The 14,422-nt window shown below is 70.9% G+C and carries 9 protein-coding genes; 3 read left to right on the top strand and 6 right to left on the bottom strand.

Annotated features, from left to right (window positions below):
• Window positions 1-39: 39 nt before the first annotated feature.
• The 4 genes from D9V36_RS37645 to D9V36_RS37660 form a co-directional block, all read right to left on the bottom strand.
• A complete protein-coding gene (locus D9V36_RS37645; protein WP_241721391.1) occupies window positions 40-3,006 on the bottom strand; it encodes a SpoIIE family protein phosphatase in 2,967 nt (988 codons plus the stop codon).
• A gap of 265 nt (window positions 3,007-3,271) precedes the next feature.
• Window positions 3,272-4,240 (bottom strand): cyclase family protein, encoded by a 969-nt coding sequence (locus D9V36_RS37650; protein WP_129297713.1) that lies wholly within the window; start codon window positions 4,238-4,240, stop codon window positions 3,272-3,274.
• A 124-nt stretch (window positions 4,241-4,364) separates the two neighbouring features.
• A complete protein-coding gene (gene asnB, locus D9V36_RS37655) occupies window positions 4,365-6,209 on the bottom strand; it encodes an asparagine synthase (glutamine-hydrolyzing) (RefSeq protein WP_129297714.1) in 1,845 nt (614 codons plus the stop codon).
• A 161-nt stretch (window positions 6,210-6,370) separates the two neighbouring features.
• Window positions 6,371-8,458 carry a SpoIIE family protein phosphatase gene (locus D9V36_RS37660; RefSeq protein ID WP_431357730.1) on the bottom strand — a complete coding sequence of 696 codons (2,088 nt, stop codon included), beginning with the start codon at window positions 8,456-8,458 and terminating at the stop codon, window positions 6,371-6,373.
• Window positions 8,459-8,847: 389 nt separating this feature from the next.
• Here D9V36_RS37660 and D9V36_RS42380 point away from each other — a divergent pair, with 389 nt between their 5' ends.
• The gene (locus D9V36_RS42380) at window positions 8,848-9,003 is read left to right on the top strand and encodes a DUF6131 family protein (RefSeq protein WP_241721392.1); all 156 of its coding nucleotides are present in this window, start codon (window positions 8,848-8,850) and stop codon (window positions 9,001-9,003) included.
• Between the two features lie 55 nt (window positions 9,004-9,058).
• On the opposite strand, the gene D9V36_RS37670 is transcribed toward D9V36_RS42380, so the two are convergent.
• Together D9V36_RS37670 and D9V36_RS37675 are read right to left on the bottom strand one after the other, a co-directional pair.
• The gene (locus tag D9V36_RS37670) at window positions 9,059-10,585 is read right to left on the bottom strand and encodes a PepSY-associated TM helix domain-containing protein (RefSeq protein ID WP_241721195.1); all 1,527 of its coding nucleotides are present in this window, start codon (window positions 10,583-10,585) and stop codon (window positions 9,059-9,061) included.
• A 527-nt stretch (window positions 10,586-11,112) separates the two neighbouring features.
• Complete coding sequence (locus D9V36_RS37675) at window positions 11,113-11,607, bottom strand: peptidylprolyl isomerase (protein WP_129297716.1); 495 nt, start codon at window positions 11,605-11,607, stop codon at window positions 11,113-11,115.
• Between the two features lie 742 nt (window positions 11,608-12,349).
• Here D9V36_RS37675 and D9V36_RS37680 point away from each other — a divergent pair.
• Entirely contained in the window at window positions 12,350-12,832 is a 483-nt protein-coding gene (locus D9V36_RS37680; protein ID WP_129297717.1) for a hypothetical protein, read from the top strand.
• A 451-nt stretch (window positions 12,833-13,283) separates the two neighbouring features.
• Window positions 13,284-14,393 (top strand): IPT/TIG domain-containing protein, encoded by a 1,110-nt coding sequence (locus tag D9V36_RS37685; protein WP_129297718.1) that lies wholly within the window; start codon window positions 13,284-13,286, stop codon window positions 14,391-14,393.
• Window positions 14,394-14,422 lie beyond the last annotated feature (29 nt).

The raw sequence follows: 14,422 nt of genomic DNA on the forward strand, positions 1-14,422 counted from the left end.
ATGGTACGGCCCGTCTTGTTCCAGATGCCGGAAGGACTGTCAGAGGGCGGGGATGTTGTCGACCAAGGCTTCGGCGGCGTCGGGCTTTCCTGCCGGTGCCTCCAGAGCGCACTCGGCCCAGATGACCTTGCCGCCGGCCGTGTAACGGGTGCCCCAGGCCTGGGCGAGCTGGGCGACGAGGAACAGCCCCCGGCCGCCCTCGTCGGTGCCCGCCGCATGGCGCAGATGCGGGGCGGTGCTGCCGGCGTCGGAGACCTCGCAGATCAGCGTGCGGTCGTGCAGCAGACGCACCTGGATGGGGGCGCTGCCGTAGCGGATGGCATTGGTGACCAGCTCGCTGAGCAGGAGCTCGGTGGCGAAGACGACCTCGTGCAGCCCCCATTCGGCCAGTTGCCGGGTCACGGCGGCGCGGACGCCGGAGACGAGCGCGGGGTCGGCCGCCACGTCCCAGGTGGCGATGCGCCGGGGGGCGAGGGCATGGGTGCGGGCGACGAGCAGCGCGATGTCATCGGCCGGGTGCCGGGGTGCCACGGCCCGGATGACCGCCTCACAGGTGTCCTCGGGCGGACGGTCCGGCTGCGCCAGGGCGCGGCGCAGCAGGTCGAGAGACGTATCGACGTCGCGGTCGCGGTCCCCGATCAGCCCGTCGGTGTAGAGGACGAGCCGGCTGCCTTCGGGAAGCGTGAACTCGGCGGTCTCGAAGGGCAGGCCGCCCAGGCCCAGCGGCGGGCCGGCCGGCAGGTCGGGGAAGGTGACGGTGCCGTCGGGGTGGACCAGCGCGGGCGGCGGGTGCCCGGACCGGGCCATCACGCACTGCCGCGTGGTGGGGTCGTAGATGACGTACAGACAGGTGGCACCGATGATGCCGGTGCTGTCGGCCGCGGGCCCCTCGGTCCCCTCCTCCCGGTCGAGGCGTCCCACGAGGTTGTCGAGATGGGTGAGGACTTCGTCCGGGGCGAGGTCGAGTTCGGCGAAGTTGCGCGCGGCGGTGCGCAGCCGGCCCATCGTGGCGGCGGCGTGCAGACCGTGGCCGACGACATCCCCGACGACGAGGGCCACCCGGGTGCTGGAGAGGGGGATGACATCGAACCAGTCGCCGCCGACGCCGGATTCGGCGGGCAGATAGCGGTACGCGACGTCGACGGCGTTCTGCTCGGGGAAGCTCCGCGGCAGCAGACTGTGCTGCAGGGCGAGGACCATGGTGTGCTCGCGGGTGAAACGCCGGGCGTTGTCGATGCAGATGGCGGCACGGGTGGCGAGTTCCTGGGCCAGCGAAAGGTCGTCGTCCCCGAACGGGGCGGGGTCCCGCGAGCGGTAGAAGCTTGCCGTGCCCAGGGCGATGCCGCGGGCGAGGAGGGGGACGGCGATCAGCGAGTGCACCTGATGGCCCAGGAGGCGCCGGGCGTGCGCGGGATCCTGGGCGATCCAGCCGCCGGCCGTCCTCAGGTCGGGTTCGAGGACGGGCTGCCGGTCGTCCAGACAACGGAGCTGGGGCGTGGAGGGGCGCAGGTCCACCCGCTCACCGGCGGGGTAGAAGGGGCAGTCGTCCCGGATCCCGTGGACCACCGTGCGGTAGAGGCCGGTGCGGGGATCGGTCGGCTCCTCGCCGCGCAGCACCGCCTCGGGAAGGTCGATGGTGACGTAGTCGGCCAGGCGCGGGACGGCCATCTCGGCGAGCTCCCGGGCGGTACGGCTCACGTCCAGCGTGGTGCCGATGCGGGTACTGGCCTCGGACAGCAGCTCCAGGCGGCGCCGGGCCGCCACGGCGTACGTTCCCACCCCGGGCTCGCCGATCAGCACCAGCCCGCCGGCTGTGCCGGGGGAGGGAGGCTCGGCGAGCCCCTCGGCGTGCCGGTCGGAGGGACTTTCCGGGGGACTGTCCAAGGGGCGGCCGGAGGGACGTTCCGCGGTACGGGGCGCGCCCGATGGGCCCTCCGGGGCCCCCGCCCGGTCCCCTCCGCTGCCGGAAAGGTGCCCGTACCGCGGGACGCCGGGGGCGAGAACCTGCTCGGGCGCCGGGCCGGGGGCGGCGGCGGTGCTGACGACGGCGAGGTGCTGATGCGGCGCGGGAAGGACCGCCTCGATGACCACGCCCTCCACGCCGGAGGGACTGTTCACCGGCCGGCTCAGCAAGGTGATCCGCCGTCCGCCGGGCAGCGCGACCTCGACGGCGGCTCGCTGCGCCGAGGAGATCAGCTCGGTGGCCCGCTCCTTGAGCATCATCTGGTCACGCCAGTCCAGCCCACTCTCGGCGAGCCCGCTCTGGGCCGGCCCGGTTGCGGCCGGCGGGCTCTCGGCAGGCCCGCCCGGCCGCCCGTTGCCCGTCGCCTCACCGGCCGGTGCGTGGCTCCTGGCGTCCAGGTACGCCTGCAGCAAGGCGCGCTCCCGGGCCGAGCTCTGCTCCAGCAGCCGCCGTTCGATGGCCCCGGCCGCCCTGATGATCACGTCGTTGAGCGCCACCTCCGCATCGGCGGGCGGAAAGCCCAGGCACAGGATGCCTTCGATGCGTCCGCTGAGCGGGTCCCGGACGGGAATGGCCGTACACGCATTGGCCTGGGAGCGTTCGGCGAAGTGCTCGGCGCCGTAGACGTTGATCAGCTGCCGTTCCGCGAGGGCCAGACCGATGCCGTTGGTTCCCGCGAACTCCTCGGCGAACACGAAACCCGGGACGCTCTGGATCGCGGCCAGATGCCTGACCAGTGAGGCGTCACCGAAACGCCGCAGCAGTACGGCCCCACGGCCGTCGGCGAGGGACACATTCATGTTTCTGCCCGCGAACCTGGACTGCAGACGGTCCATTACGGGGGTGGCGGCGCGGACGAGCCGGCCGTCCAGATCGAGGTCCTGACGGAACGGAAGCTCGCACTCCTCCGGCGCCAGCCCCAGCGACCGGGAACGCTGCCACGAATTCAGGATCGGGCTTCGCACGGTCCCCTCGACCGCCCCACCGCGAAGAAACTGCTCACGGGCGCGCGCGGGCCCGATGCCCGCTCCCACGAGCCCCATCCCGACCACTTCCCACATCGGTAGGTGCCGCTGTGGCCGCCCGGGAATGGGCAGCCGCACCATCCCGTCCAATTGTAGATCTCTGCGCAGAGAGCGGTACCGATCGTGGACGGGGAAGCCGCAACCGGCAGCTCCCGGCCGTCACACATGGTCACGGCCGGGAATGCCGCCACGGGACCGCGACCGGGCCACAGGACCGCGGGCGGACGACAGGACCCGCGCCCGTGCCCCAGGACCGCGCCCGTGCCCCAGGACCGCGCCCGCGTCACAGGACCGCGACCGGATTGACGGGCGAGCCGGTGCCACCCGGGATGTCCAGCGGGGCCACCACGAGGAGGAACGCATAACGGCCCGCCCCCGCGGCGGCGGACGAGAGCGCTTCGAGGTCGAGGTTGTCCAGGAGCGGCACCCCCATCGCGGCGAGGGCGAGCGCATGGACCGGAGAATGCACGCCGTCGACCGGTGAGGGCCGTACATCGCTGTCGCCGTCGCCACCGAGCAGCGCGATACCCCGCTCGGCCAGCAGCGGCATGGCATCCACATGGAAGCCCGCGCTCGCCGCGCCGGGGTCCCAGACGCCCAGTTCCCGGCGCCGGCGGACGCTGCCGGACCGCAGCAGCACCGCATCGCCCTCGCCGATGGTCACGTCGAGTGCCCGCTCCGCTGCCACGATGTCCGCGGCGTGCACGGCCCGCCCGGGTTCCAGCCATGCGCATCCCAGCACGGTGGGCAGGTCGAGCAGCACGCCCCTGGTCACGAGGGGGCCCAGCGCCGATACGGCACCGAAGCGGGCCCCTCCGGCATCGATCCACTCGTGCGCGGCGCGGCCGTCGTAGAGCTGCCCCCGGTAGGCGACGTGGGACAGCGCGTCCAGATGGCTGACCGCCTTGCCGTGGTAGTCGACGGCGAGGAAGTCCTTGTGCGTGGAGGGTTCCGGGGGCTCGACGTCACCGAGGTCGGTCATGTGGTGCAGGGCGGGTCTGCTGTTGTCCGGTCCGGGGACCGTGTTCCAGGGACGCCCCAGAGGGACGGTGGTGCCGGACCGGACCAGCGCGGTGGCCCGCCGTACGTGGTCCGGGGCCACCCGGTTCCAGGCGCCACGGTCGGCGCGGGGCCAGCGGCCCCAGGTGCGCACCGTCTCGAAGACCGCGTCGAACTCCTGGCGGGAGACGGCGGGCCCGTTGCCCGTTCCTGCCGGCGGGGGAGCCGGTGACTCGCTGGGGTTGCCGTTCATCTGCGCAGCGCTCCATGGGGGACGGGACACCCTGCTTCCGGGCGTCGTCACCGTGTCCGGTCGGCTGAAGTATGGCTCGGCGTCGCCCGTGGGCGACGACGCCACCAGGGCCGCCCGCCCCCGGTCAAGAGACCGTCACCGTGGGGGAGTACATGTCCCACCACAGGGCCAGATCCAGGGTCCGTTCGAGGCCGCTCCGGGACGCCTGGGTGATCCGCGGCGCATCGTGGTGCGCCGCACGCTCCAGCCAGGCGCGGTCGACGAGTCCGAAGACGGGGTGCGAGGGGCGGGACAGCAGGTCCTTGGCGTGCTGCTGGAGGGCGACCGCGTACTGCGGGTCCTGCGTGGAGGGGTAGGGGCTCTTCACTCGGTCGTACACCGACTGCGGCAGCAGATCCGCCGTGGCCTCGCGCAGCAGGCTCTTCTCCCGGCCGTCGAAGGACTTCAGCGACCACGGTGCGTTGTAGACGTACTCGACCAGCCGGTGGTCGCAGAACGGCACCCGCACCTCCAGCCCGACCGCCATGCTCGCGCGGTCCTTGCGGTCGAGCAGGATCCGTACGAAGCGCGTCAGGTACAGATAGCAGATCGTGCGCATCCGGAACTCGAAGTCGCTCTCCCCGTCGAGTCGTTCCACGCCCTTGACGGCACAGCGGTAGCCGTCCTGGACGTAGGACCCGAGATCGAGGGCTTTGGTGACGGCGGGGGTGAGGATGTTGCCGTCGCTGCCGAAGCGCTCGGCGACGCGGACGAGCCAGGGGAAGGTGCGGGCCCTGCGGGCCTCCGCGTCGAAGAACTGCTGGTAGCCGCCGAAGACCTCGTCGGCCGACTCCCCGGACAGGGCGACCGTCGAATGCTGCCGGATCGCCTTGAACAGCAGGTAGAGCGAGGCGTCCATATCGCCGAAGCCCATCGGGAGGTCCCGCGCGCCGATGACCTTTGCGCGGACACCGAGGTCGGCCAGGTGGGCCGAGTCCAGCACGATGTCCTGGTGGTCGGTGCCGGCGCGGCGGGCCACGTCGTGCACAAAGGGTGTGTCGGGGGTGGCGCGCAGCTCGTCGGCCACGAAGTGCTCGGTCCGGCCGGCGAAGTCGACGGCGAAGCTCCGTACCCTCGCGCCGGCCTCGCCCAGCTGACGGGCCGCCAGTGCGGTCATCGCCGAGGAGTCCAGGCCGCCGGACAGCAGGGTGCAGCGCGGCACATCGGCGACGAGCTGACGCCGGACGATGTCGTCGAGCAGTCCACGGACACGGGCGATCGAGGTGTCCTGGTCGTCCTGGTGGGCATGGGTCCGCAGCGACCAGTAGACGTGCCGGTGCGGCCCGTCGCGGTCCACGGTGACCACCGTGCCGGGCTCCACCTCGTGCATGCCCTCCCAGATGGCGTGGCCGGGCGTCTTGACGAAGGCGAAGAGCTCGCGGAGACCGTCGGGGCCGACCTTCCGCGCGGCGAGCGGATGGGCGAGGATCGCCTTGGGTTCGGAGCCGAACAGCACGCCGTCAGGGGTGGGGTAGTAGTACAACGGCTTGATGCCCATCCGGTCGCGGACCAGGACGAGCCGCCGGCGCCGCTCGTCCCAGACCGCGAAGGCGAACATCCCGTTGAGCCGTTCGGCTACCGCCTCCCCCCATTCGAGGTAGCCGCGCAGGACGGCCTCGGTGTCGGAAGCGGTCGTGAAACGGTGCCCCCTGGAGGCGAGTTCGTCGCGCAGTTCGCCGAAGTTGTAGGTCTCGCCGGAGTACACGAGGGCGACCGGGCTCCCGTCCGCCCGGTCGGCGGTCATCGGCTGACGTCCACCGGGCAGATCGATGATGGCGAGCCGGCGGTGCCCGAGGGCGACGGGCCCCCGCACCCAGGTGCCACGGTCGTCGGGCCCGCGGCAGGACATCGTCTCGGTCATCGCGTCCACGGTTTCCCGCTCGGAGCGCAGATCACGGTCGAAGGAAACCCAGCCGGTGATGCCACACATGCCATGTCCTCCCGATCCGACCCGCACGCCGCCGGACGGCACGGGCGGGAGCGCCGAGGCCCGGTTGCCCGGCCAGGCGGTCTCGCGGCGAGTCAGTTGTATCGAGCACCTATGCCACGAGCGTGGTCCCCGGCCGCCGCTCCGTCAACCGGGCCGGCACGCTACTCCCCGGCGGTGAAGGGCCGCGTACGGGCAATGAGCAGGGCGACGTCGTCCGGGTCGTCGGGCCGCCGGAGGTCGCTGAGGAGCCGGTCGCAGGTCTCTTCCAGGGACCGGCCGGGTGCGTCGAGCAGGCAGAGCAGGGTGTCGAGGCGTTCGTCGATGGGGTGATGGCGGGTTTCGACCAACCCGTCGGTGTACAGCACGAGTTGGTCGCCGGGGCCGAGCCGGAAGGTGGTGGTCGCGAAGGGGACGCCGCCGACGCCGAGCGGGGTGCCGGTGGGCAGGTCGAGGAGTTCGGGGCGCTTGCCGCTGCGGACGAGGACGGGCGGCAGATGGCCGGCGGTGGCGATATGGCATTCGGCGCGATGCGGATCGTGCACGGCGTAGACGCAGGTGGCGATGTAGTGCTCCAGCCCTGAGGTGATCTTGTCGAGGTGCTGGAGGACCTGGGCGGGGTCGAGATCGAGGTCGGCGAAGGCGCTGGTGGCGGTGCGCAGGCGGCCCATGGTGGCGGCGGCGTCGATACCGCTGCCCATGACGTCACCCACGACCAGTGCGGTCTTGTCCCCTTCGAGCGGAAGGACGTCGTACCAGTCGCCGCCGATCTCATAGGTGGCCTGTGCGGGCCGGTACCGGGAGGCGATCTGCAGACCGGGGAGGTGGGGCGGATGGTCGGGGAGCAGGCTGCGCTGCAGGGTCTCGGCGGCGTTGCGCATTTTCTGGTGCGCCCGTGCGTTGTCGATGCAGACGGCGGCGCGGGAGGCCAGTTCGACGGCGAGCGCGAGGTCGTCCTCGTCGAAGGGCAGCGGATTACGGGCGCGGGTGAGCCCCAGGCAGCCGAGGATCTGGCCGCGGGCGGTGAGCGGTGCCAGCAGGTAGGAGTGCACCCCGGCGCGGGCCAGCAACGTGGCGGCGTGGCCGTCGCGGGCGATCCGCGCCAGGTCGGCGTCGTCCGCGTGGGAGACCAGGATCGGGCGGCCGGTGCGTACGCACTGCGTGGCCAGGCGGTCGGTCTCATAGGCGGCGGTCTGGCCGGGAGGGTCGGCGGCCTGGAGGGCTTCGGTGGGATAGGCGCCCTTCACGGCGAGGGCGCGGAAGACCGCGGGGCCCTCGTCACGGGCCGGACGGTGCTCGCCCAGGATGGAGTCGAGCACATCGACGGTGACCACGTCGGCGAGTTCGGGAACGGTGACCTCGGCCAGCTCCCGCGCGGTCTGTCCCACCTCCAAGGTGGTGCCGATACGGGCCGAGCCGTCCGCGATCAGGGCCAGCCGCCGCCGGGCCTCGCTGGCCTCCAGGGCGGACTCATACCGGTCGGTGACGTCCACCACCAGGTCGGCCACCCCGAGAACCCGCCCTTGGGGGTCCTCCAGCCGGTACAACGAGATGGACCAGGCGCGCTGCTGGTCCGGGTCGGAGGGGCTGCGGCCGACGACGGTGGCCTGGTCGACCATGGGAGCGCCCGTTTCGAGTACCTGCCGCATCGCGGTCTCGGGCACCTCGAACTTCGCGGCGGTCATGATCTCGCGGTAGCGCCGGCCGAGATGATCTTTCGCGGGAATGCCGTGCATCCGTTCCAGCGCGGGGTTGACGGCCACATAGCGCAGCTCGGTGTCGAGAATCGCCAGCCCGATGGGGGACTGGGAGATCAGCCGGGTGGACAGGGCGACATCCCGCTCCACCTCGCGGAGCGTCGGTGAGTCGGTGGCGAGCCCGAGGGCGTAGAAATCGCCGTGGTCGTCCGTCAGCCGCATATTGCGCAGTTCCACCAGCCGCCCGGCGCCGTCCTTGTGGCGGACCGGGAAGGTGCCGCCCCAGCTCCGGCCGGTCTCCATGACCTCGGCGAACTTCTCGATCACCAGATCCCGGTGCTCCTCGTGGATGAGCAGCGGCGCCGCGAACTGCCCGAGCGCTTCCTCGGCCGAGTAGCCGTACAGATCCGCGGCCTGCGGGCTCCACAGCACGATCCGCCCCTCGGCATCCACCAGCACCGCGGCGACGGCGAGGAGGTCCATCAGCCCGCTCGGCTGCGACGACTTGCCCACCGGCCCACCGGCGCCGGCCGGCCACGCCTCGTCTGCGCTCACCCCGGCACTCCTTCCGTCTGCCGGACCACGTGGGGTGTGCCCACACCCCGATCCGCGGCCTGACCTGCCCACGTGCCACTGTGGCCTGCCCCTGGCAGGTGAGTGCTGTGGCTTCCATCGTCCCCCCGGATCGTCCGCCCGCACACTCGTCGGCACACTCGTCGCCGCTGTGCCCACGCGCCCCGAGGGTCCTTACGCGCCCCGCGCGGCCCACGCCCCGAACAGCCCATGCCGCTCACGTCCCCGGGAAATCCATGCGGAAGGCAAACGGCGGCCGAGCTACCCCGATCCACCTTTATTCCCGCTTTATTCCCGCATGGTCAAAACTTGCCGGCCCGGCAACCGAGGGTCAAAGTGAAAGCCACACCCATACGAGATCGGAGCACACCGTGGTCGTTCTCGGAGTCATTCTGCTCGTCGTCGGATTTGTGACCGGCATTTCCATCCTGTGGACCATCGGGGTCATTCTTGCGGTTATCGGCGCGATTCTGTGGCTCCTCGGCGCGATGGGGCACGCGGTCGCCGGCCGAAAGCACTACTGGTAGCGCGACCGCGGTGACCGCGGTAGGGGCAGCGGCACCGTCCGTGCTCCGAAGTCCGTCAGTCCTCAACAGGGGCCGGGGCCGGAGCGGGAGCCCGCCGGCGGGCGAGCACGCCCAGAACGAGGTCCACGACCAAGAACGCGGCGAGCGAGATGCCGAGCAGTGGCACCGCCCAGCCCACCGCCGCGACGACGAGCGTGAGCGGAACCAGCAGGGGCAGCGGAACCTGCCGCCAGGCGCCCCGGGGGACCGGCCGCCCGAAGGACAGGGCGCGGTCGCGGGTGGGACGACGCTGCCACCACATCCGGTATCCCCAGAGGATCAGGAAGATCAGCGCCAGGGCGAGCGCGGCCAGCGCGAGCTGGTTGACGATGCCGAAGAGGGTGCCGGTGTGCAGGTCGATGCCGTAGCGGGTGAGCTTGGCCAGTAGGGGATAGTCGGCGAAGCGCGAGACATCGGTGACCTGGCCCGTACCCGGGTCCACCGCCACCGCGTCCTGCTTCTCGGGCCAGCTGCGCTGGACCTGCTTGACGACATAGGCCGTGCCGCTGCCCGTCGGCAGGTCGATCTCGACGGGGTCGGACAGCCCCTTCGCGCGGGCCGCCCCGAGTACCTTGTCGATGCCCACGTCGGCGGACGCCGATCCGCCCGACGCGCCGCCCTTCTCCCCGTCCATCCCCGGCATATCGGGCATCCCCGCCATCCCGTCGGAACCACCGTGGTGGGCGCCGTGGTGGGCATGGTCCTGCGCCACCGCCGTGGAGACGGTCGGCGTCGCCTGCCCCAGGGCCTGACGCAGCTCGTCGATGTTCCCTCCGGCGTAGGTGGACCAGGTCAGGCCGGTCGCGGACAGAAAGAACAGGCCGACCGCCGCCCACACACCCACCGCACCGTGCCATGACAGCGTCCGGCGCCGTCCGGTGGCGGTGCGATCCGGCAGGGTGAGAGCCCGCACCTTGCGGTTCGTACGCTTCCGGCCGATCCACAGCGCGAGCCCGCCGCCGGCGACCACCCACAGCCAGCTGGCGGCCAGCTCGCTGTAGAGGCGGCCGTTCTCGCCCAGATGCAGGTGGCGATGGAGATCGTCGAGCCAGGTGCGCAGCGGCAGCGCACCCGTGGCACCGTACGTCGGCAGTGCTCCCCGGATGCTGCCGGTGTGCGGATCGACGAAGACGGCGAGCTGGTGCTCCGCGGATACTCCTGGCGCGCCGGCGAGCAGGACGCGCGTGGTGTCGCCCGGCTGCGGCGCCGGGCGCACGGCGGCGATCGTGCCCTCCGGGTGTGCCTTGCGGGCGGCGGCGACCTGTCGCGACAGCGGCAACGTGTGCTTTCCGGCCGGGACGCGCAACTCGTGCGCATAGACCACCTTTTCCGCCTGGAACGCCCCGGCGTACAGCAGCCCGGTGACCGCGGTGACCAGGAGAAACGGCGCGATGAGCACACCGGCGTAGAAGTGCAGCCGCAACATCAGCGGGCGAAGGGCGGACCACCCGGACCGCCGTGCGGCCGCCCGCTGCGCCCCGGAGCCGACGGGGCCCGGGGCGTCGCCGGTATGGCCCGGTGCGAGACGTCGTTCAGTGGGCACTCGGACGCTCCCAGCTCGAAGGTGAGGTGGCCCGGCCCTCTGCCGTGCCACTCAGGGAGTCGGAGAACCGGAGGTCCGAGTTCCGGCGGAGTGGTGTGAGGCGGGCCACAGGGGAGGTCGGCGAGTCTCCCAAGCCCTGGCGAGACGAGGTCCCCCTCCGCGGGGCCGCGCTGATGCCCGTCGGTCAGTGGCTCCTCGACCTCGTCGAGGGCCCTACCTGTTGAGCGAACAGGCTCTGGCCTACGCCACCCGCAACAGAGGACAGGAACGTGCCGGGGTGTGGGCGGCCGCCGCCGTACCTACGGCGGCGGCCCGGAGCCGCAGGCTCGGGTGCCCAGGGGCCGCCCCGACGTGCACCGGGCGTGGAGAGCCCTGATCCTCACGCCGGGAGAGGCCGGGGCACGGCGGTCGTACTCGCCCTGCACAGGGGCGGCGGCCGAAGCGCCGTACGCCGTCTGCGCGACGCCGCCGTACCCGGGATTCGGTGGCGTCGACGGGATCCGCCGACGCCGGAGGAACGGTGGCTACTACGCGACCACGCCGGACTTGGCGATGACGATGTCGGCGCGGGTGGCGCCGCTGCGGGAGCCCAGGGACTCGATCTTCCTGACGATGTCCATGCCCTCGACGACCTCGCCGAAGACGACGTGCTTGTTGTCGAGCCAGTCCGTCACGATGGTGGTGATGAAGAACTGCGAGCCGTTGGTGTGCGGGCCCGCGTTGGCCATCGACAGCTGGCCGGGCTTGGTGTGCTTGAGCTGGAAGTTCTCGTCCTGGAACTTCTCGCCGTAGATGCTCTTGCCGCCGGTCCCGTTGCCGGCGGTGAAGTCGCCACCCTGGAGCATGAAGTCGGGGATGACGCGGTGGAAGCCGGATCCTTCGTAGCCGAAGCCGTGCTCGCCGGTGGCCAGCTCACGGAAATTCTTCGCGGTCTTGGGGACCACGTCGTCGAACAGGGTGAAGACGATCCGCCCGGCGGGGGCGCCATCGATGGTGATGTCGAAAAATACGTTGTCAGTCATGACGGCATCCTTACATCCGCCCCCGCCAGGGCGAGGCGCGGCCCCCGGCGCCCGCCGCGACGGAGTCCGTGTAAGGGACTCGCCCCCGGCTATGGGGAGCCCGGACCGTCCGGAGCCAACTCGCGGCTCAGGTGGCACCGCTGTGGCGCGAACCGCGAGTCGATCATGTGGGGGAGCGCCGTGAGCCACGCCGTGTCGTGTACGCGGATTTCCCCGCACAGGCACGAGTCACCGAGCGGGCACTCGGAAGGTACCGCGAGTCACACACGACGGACATGGACGCCTTCCGCCGGGAAATCGACAAGCTCGACCATCTCGGAGTGCACGTCATCCGGACGACGCCTCGGCGAGCGAAGCTCCGGCGCTCTGACGGTGAGGGGCGGCAGGCTGACGGGTAAGGGTGAACCGTACAAACTACCCACGGATCACGCCCTCATCCGCGCAGCCGGCACGCACGGAAGCGCGTGCGGCGAGGCGGCCGCCGAAAGCCCGGACGGTGCCCCCGGAATGAGCCAGGGCAGGCGGCCGTACCGGTCGCCGCACCCTCTTCACTCCCGGGTCCACTACGAATGCGCCGTTCACCACCAGCTGCCGTATGGTGGCGCGGCTCCAATTTCGGTCGCCGGTGCGGGGGTGCACTCTTTCTGCTGAAGGCCCATATCTCTGGGCTTGGCGCAGCAGGAAATCAGCAAATCCTTCTCTGGAATCGGGCGCGCCGTGCGCCCGTGAAGGAAGGACGGCTATGCGACGCATCCTCGTCGGCACCTGCGCTGCACTCGCTGCTCTGGGAATCGGACTGGCCGGCCCGGCCGTTGCCGCTCCGGTACCGGTGACCGCGCTCAACTGCGATGGCGACACCTACAAGTGCACAGCCAACCTCCGCTTCGGTGACAACAATTGGAAGGCCAGCTGGGGCGCGACCATCTACCACCAGACACTCCGCTCCGCCTACCGTGCGCCGGTACCGGTAACGGGCCTCAACTGCGACGGCGACACCGGCAAGTGCACCGCCAATTTGCAGTTCGGCGACGGGAACTGGCGCGCAAGCTGGTCCGCCGACATCTTCCACCAGGCGCTCCGGTCTCCTCAGAGCGCACGGCTTGCCGCTCCCGTACCGGCGAACAGCCTGACCTGTGACGGCGACACCGGCCGCTGTTCCGTCAACCTCCAGTTCGGCGACGGGAACTGGAAGGCCAACTGGGCCGCGACCATCTACCACCAGTAGCCGTTCGCCCCCCTCGGCCGACGGGGGCGAACAACGGAAAAGCGAACAACGGAAAGAACAACGGAAACGGAAAGCGAGCAACGGAAGTAGAAAGTGAGCAAGGGGAACGGCGCCCGGGGGCGAGCGGTATGTGTCCCTGGGCGCCGCCCCTGCCGGACGAAGAGGATCGCCCGGCAAGGAACCCCCGCGCGTACGCCGCGCGGCTCGCGAAACGGTCCTGTGGAATACCCGCGCACGCCGGGCGGCGAACCGGGAGTCACGCTCATTTACCTATTGTCATGGTGATTGCCGAACGCGTCATTGCTGACACGCACACGCCTTCTTTCGAACGGCCGGGAACCCTACCGTCGCATGCACCCAACATTCGACGACGGCAACTCCCGCTCCCATCAACCCAGTTCACGAATGGACTCGTGAAAGGGAGGGAGCGGCGGCTGCCCAGGGAGAAGTCATGTCCGCAGTCATACAGCAGCAAGAAGGTCCGCAGTCCCCTGGCCCCTGGCCCGGTGGGGACGGCGGAAACTGGCCCAGATACCCGAGGCTCTACGAAGCCGTTCCGGACTCGGGGCCGACCTCCGGAGGAAATACCGTCCTGCTCACCGGGGCGGGTCTGCAGGGGACGAGTCAGGTCACCTTCGGTGGCATCCCCGCCACCCTTGTCACCCAGGACCCTCCCGGCGGCTCGGTCACCGTCATCGCGCCCCCGCACACAGCGGGAACGGTCCAGGTCATCGCCACCACACCGCGAGGCAACACCAACTCGGTGAGCTACACCTACACCGTCGTTTCCCCCAGCGGTCCGACGGTCACCGCTCTGGTGCCCAACAGCGGGTCCACCACCGGCGGTACCGCGTTCGCCCTCATCGGCACCAACCTCACCGGCGCAACGGTCACCTTCAACGGCCTGCCGGCCACCGGAATATCCATCAACCCCACGGGAACGGTGCTCACCGGCGTCACGCCGCCCGGCCCCGCCGGCAATGTCCCGGTCGTCGTCACCACCCCGGCCGGGAGCACCACGGTCGCCGGTGGATACACCTATACGGCACCCCCGCCCGTGGTCACCTTGCTGTCCCCGTCGTCGGGCAGTGCTGGGGGTGGTACGGCGTTCGTGATCACGGGGAGCAGTCTGAGTGGTGCGGTGGTGACGTTCAACGGGGTTGTGGCGACGGGGGTTTCGGTCAATGCGTCGGGTACGGCGCTGGTCGGCTTCACTCCGGCCGGTTCGCTCGGCAACGTTCCGGTCGTCGTCACCACACCGACGGGCAGCACCACGGTCGCCGGTGGGTACACCTACACGGCCCCGCCGCTGCCTGTGGTGACGTCGCTGTCGCCATCGTCGGGCAGTGCTGGGGGTGGTACGGCGTTCGTGATCGCGGGGAGCGGTTTGAGTGGTGCGGTGGTGACGTTCAACGGGGTTGCGGCGACGGGGGTTTCGGTCAATGCGTCGGGTACGGCGCTGGTCGGCTTCACTCCGGCCGGTTCGCTCGGCAACGTTCCCGTCGTCGTCACCACACCGGGCGGCAGCACGACCGTCGCCGGCGGATACACCTACGTGTGAGCAGTCGCCCCTGCACCGATCCTGCCTGC

It is taken from the genome of Streptomyces lydicus, assembly GCF_004125265.1.
Classification (GTDB): Bacteria; Actinomycetota; Actinomycetes; order Streptomycetales; family Streptomycetaceae; genus Streptomyces; species Streptomyces lydicus_C.

Coding starts and splice junctions, on each gene's coding strand:
- D9V36_RS37645 (WP_241721391.1), bottom strand. CDS start 3,006: ATGGGGCTCGTGGGAGCGGGCATCGGGCCCGCGCGCGCCCGTGAGCAG.
- D9V36_RS37650 (WP_129297713.1), bottom strand. CDS start 4,240: ATGAACGGCAACCCCAGCGAGTCACCGGCTCCCCCGCCGGCAGGAACG.
- asnB (WP_129297714.1), bottom strand. CDS start 6,209: ATGTGTGGCATCACCGGCTGGGTTTCCTTCGACCGTGATCTGCGCTCC.
- D9V36_RS37675 (WP_129297716.1), bottom strand. CDS start 11,607: ATGACTGACAACGTATTTTTCGACATCACCATCGATGGCGCCCCCGCC.
- D9V36_RS37680 (WP_129297717.1), top strand. CDS start 12,350: ATGCGACGCATCCTCGTCGGCACCTGCGCTGCACTCGCTGCTCTGGGA.
- D9V36_RS37685 (WP_129297718.1), top strand. CDS start 13,284: ATGTCCGCAGTCATACAGCAGCAAGAAGGTCCGCAGTCCCCTGGCCCC.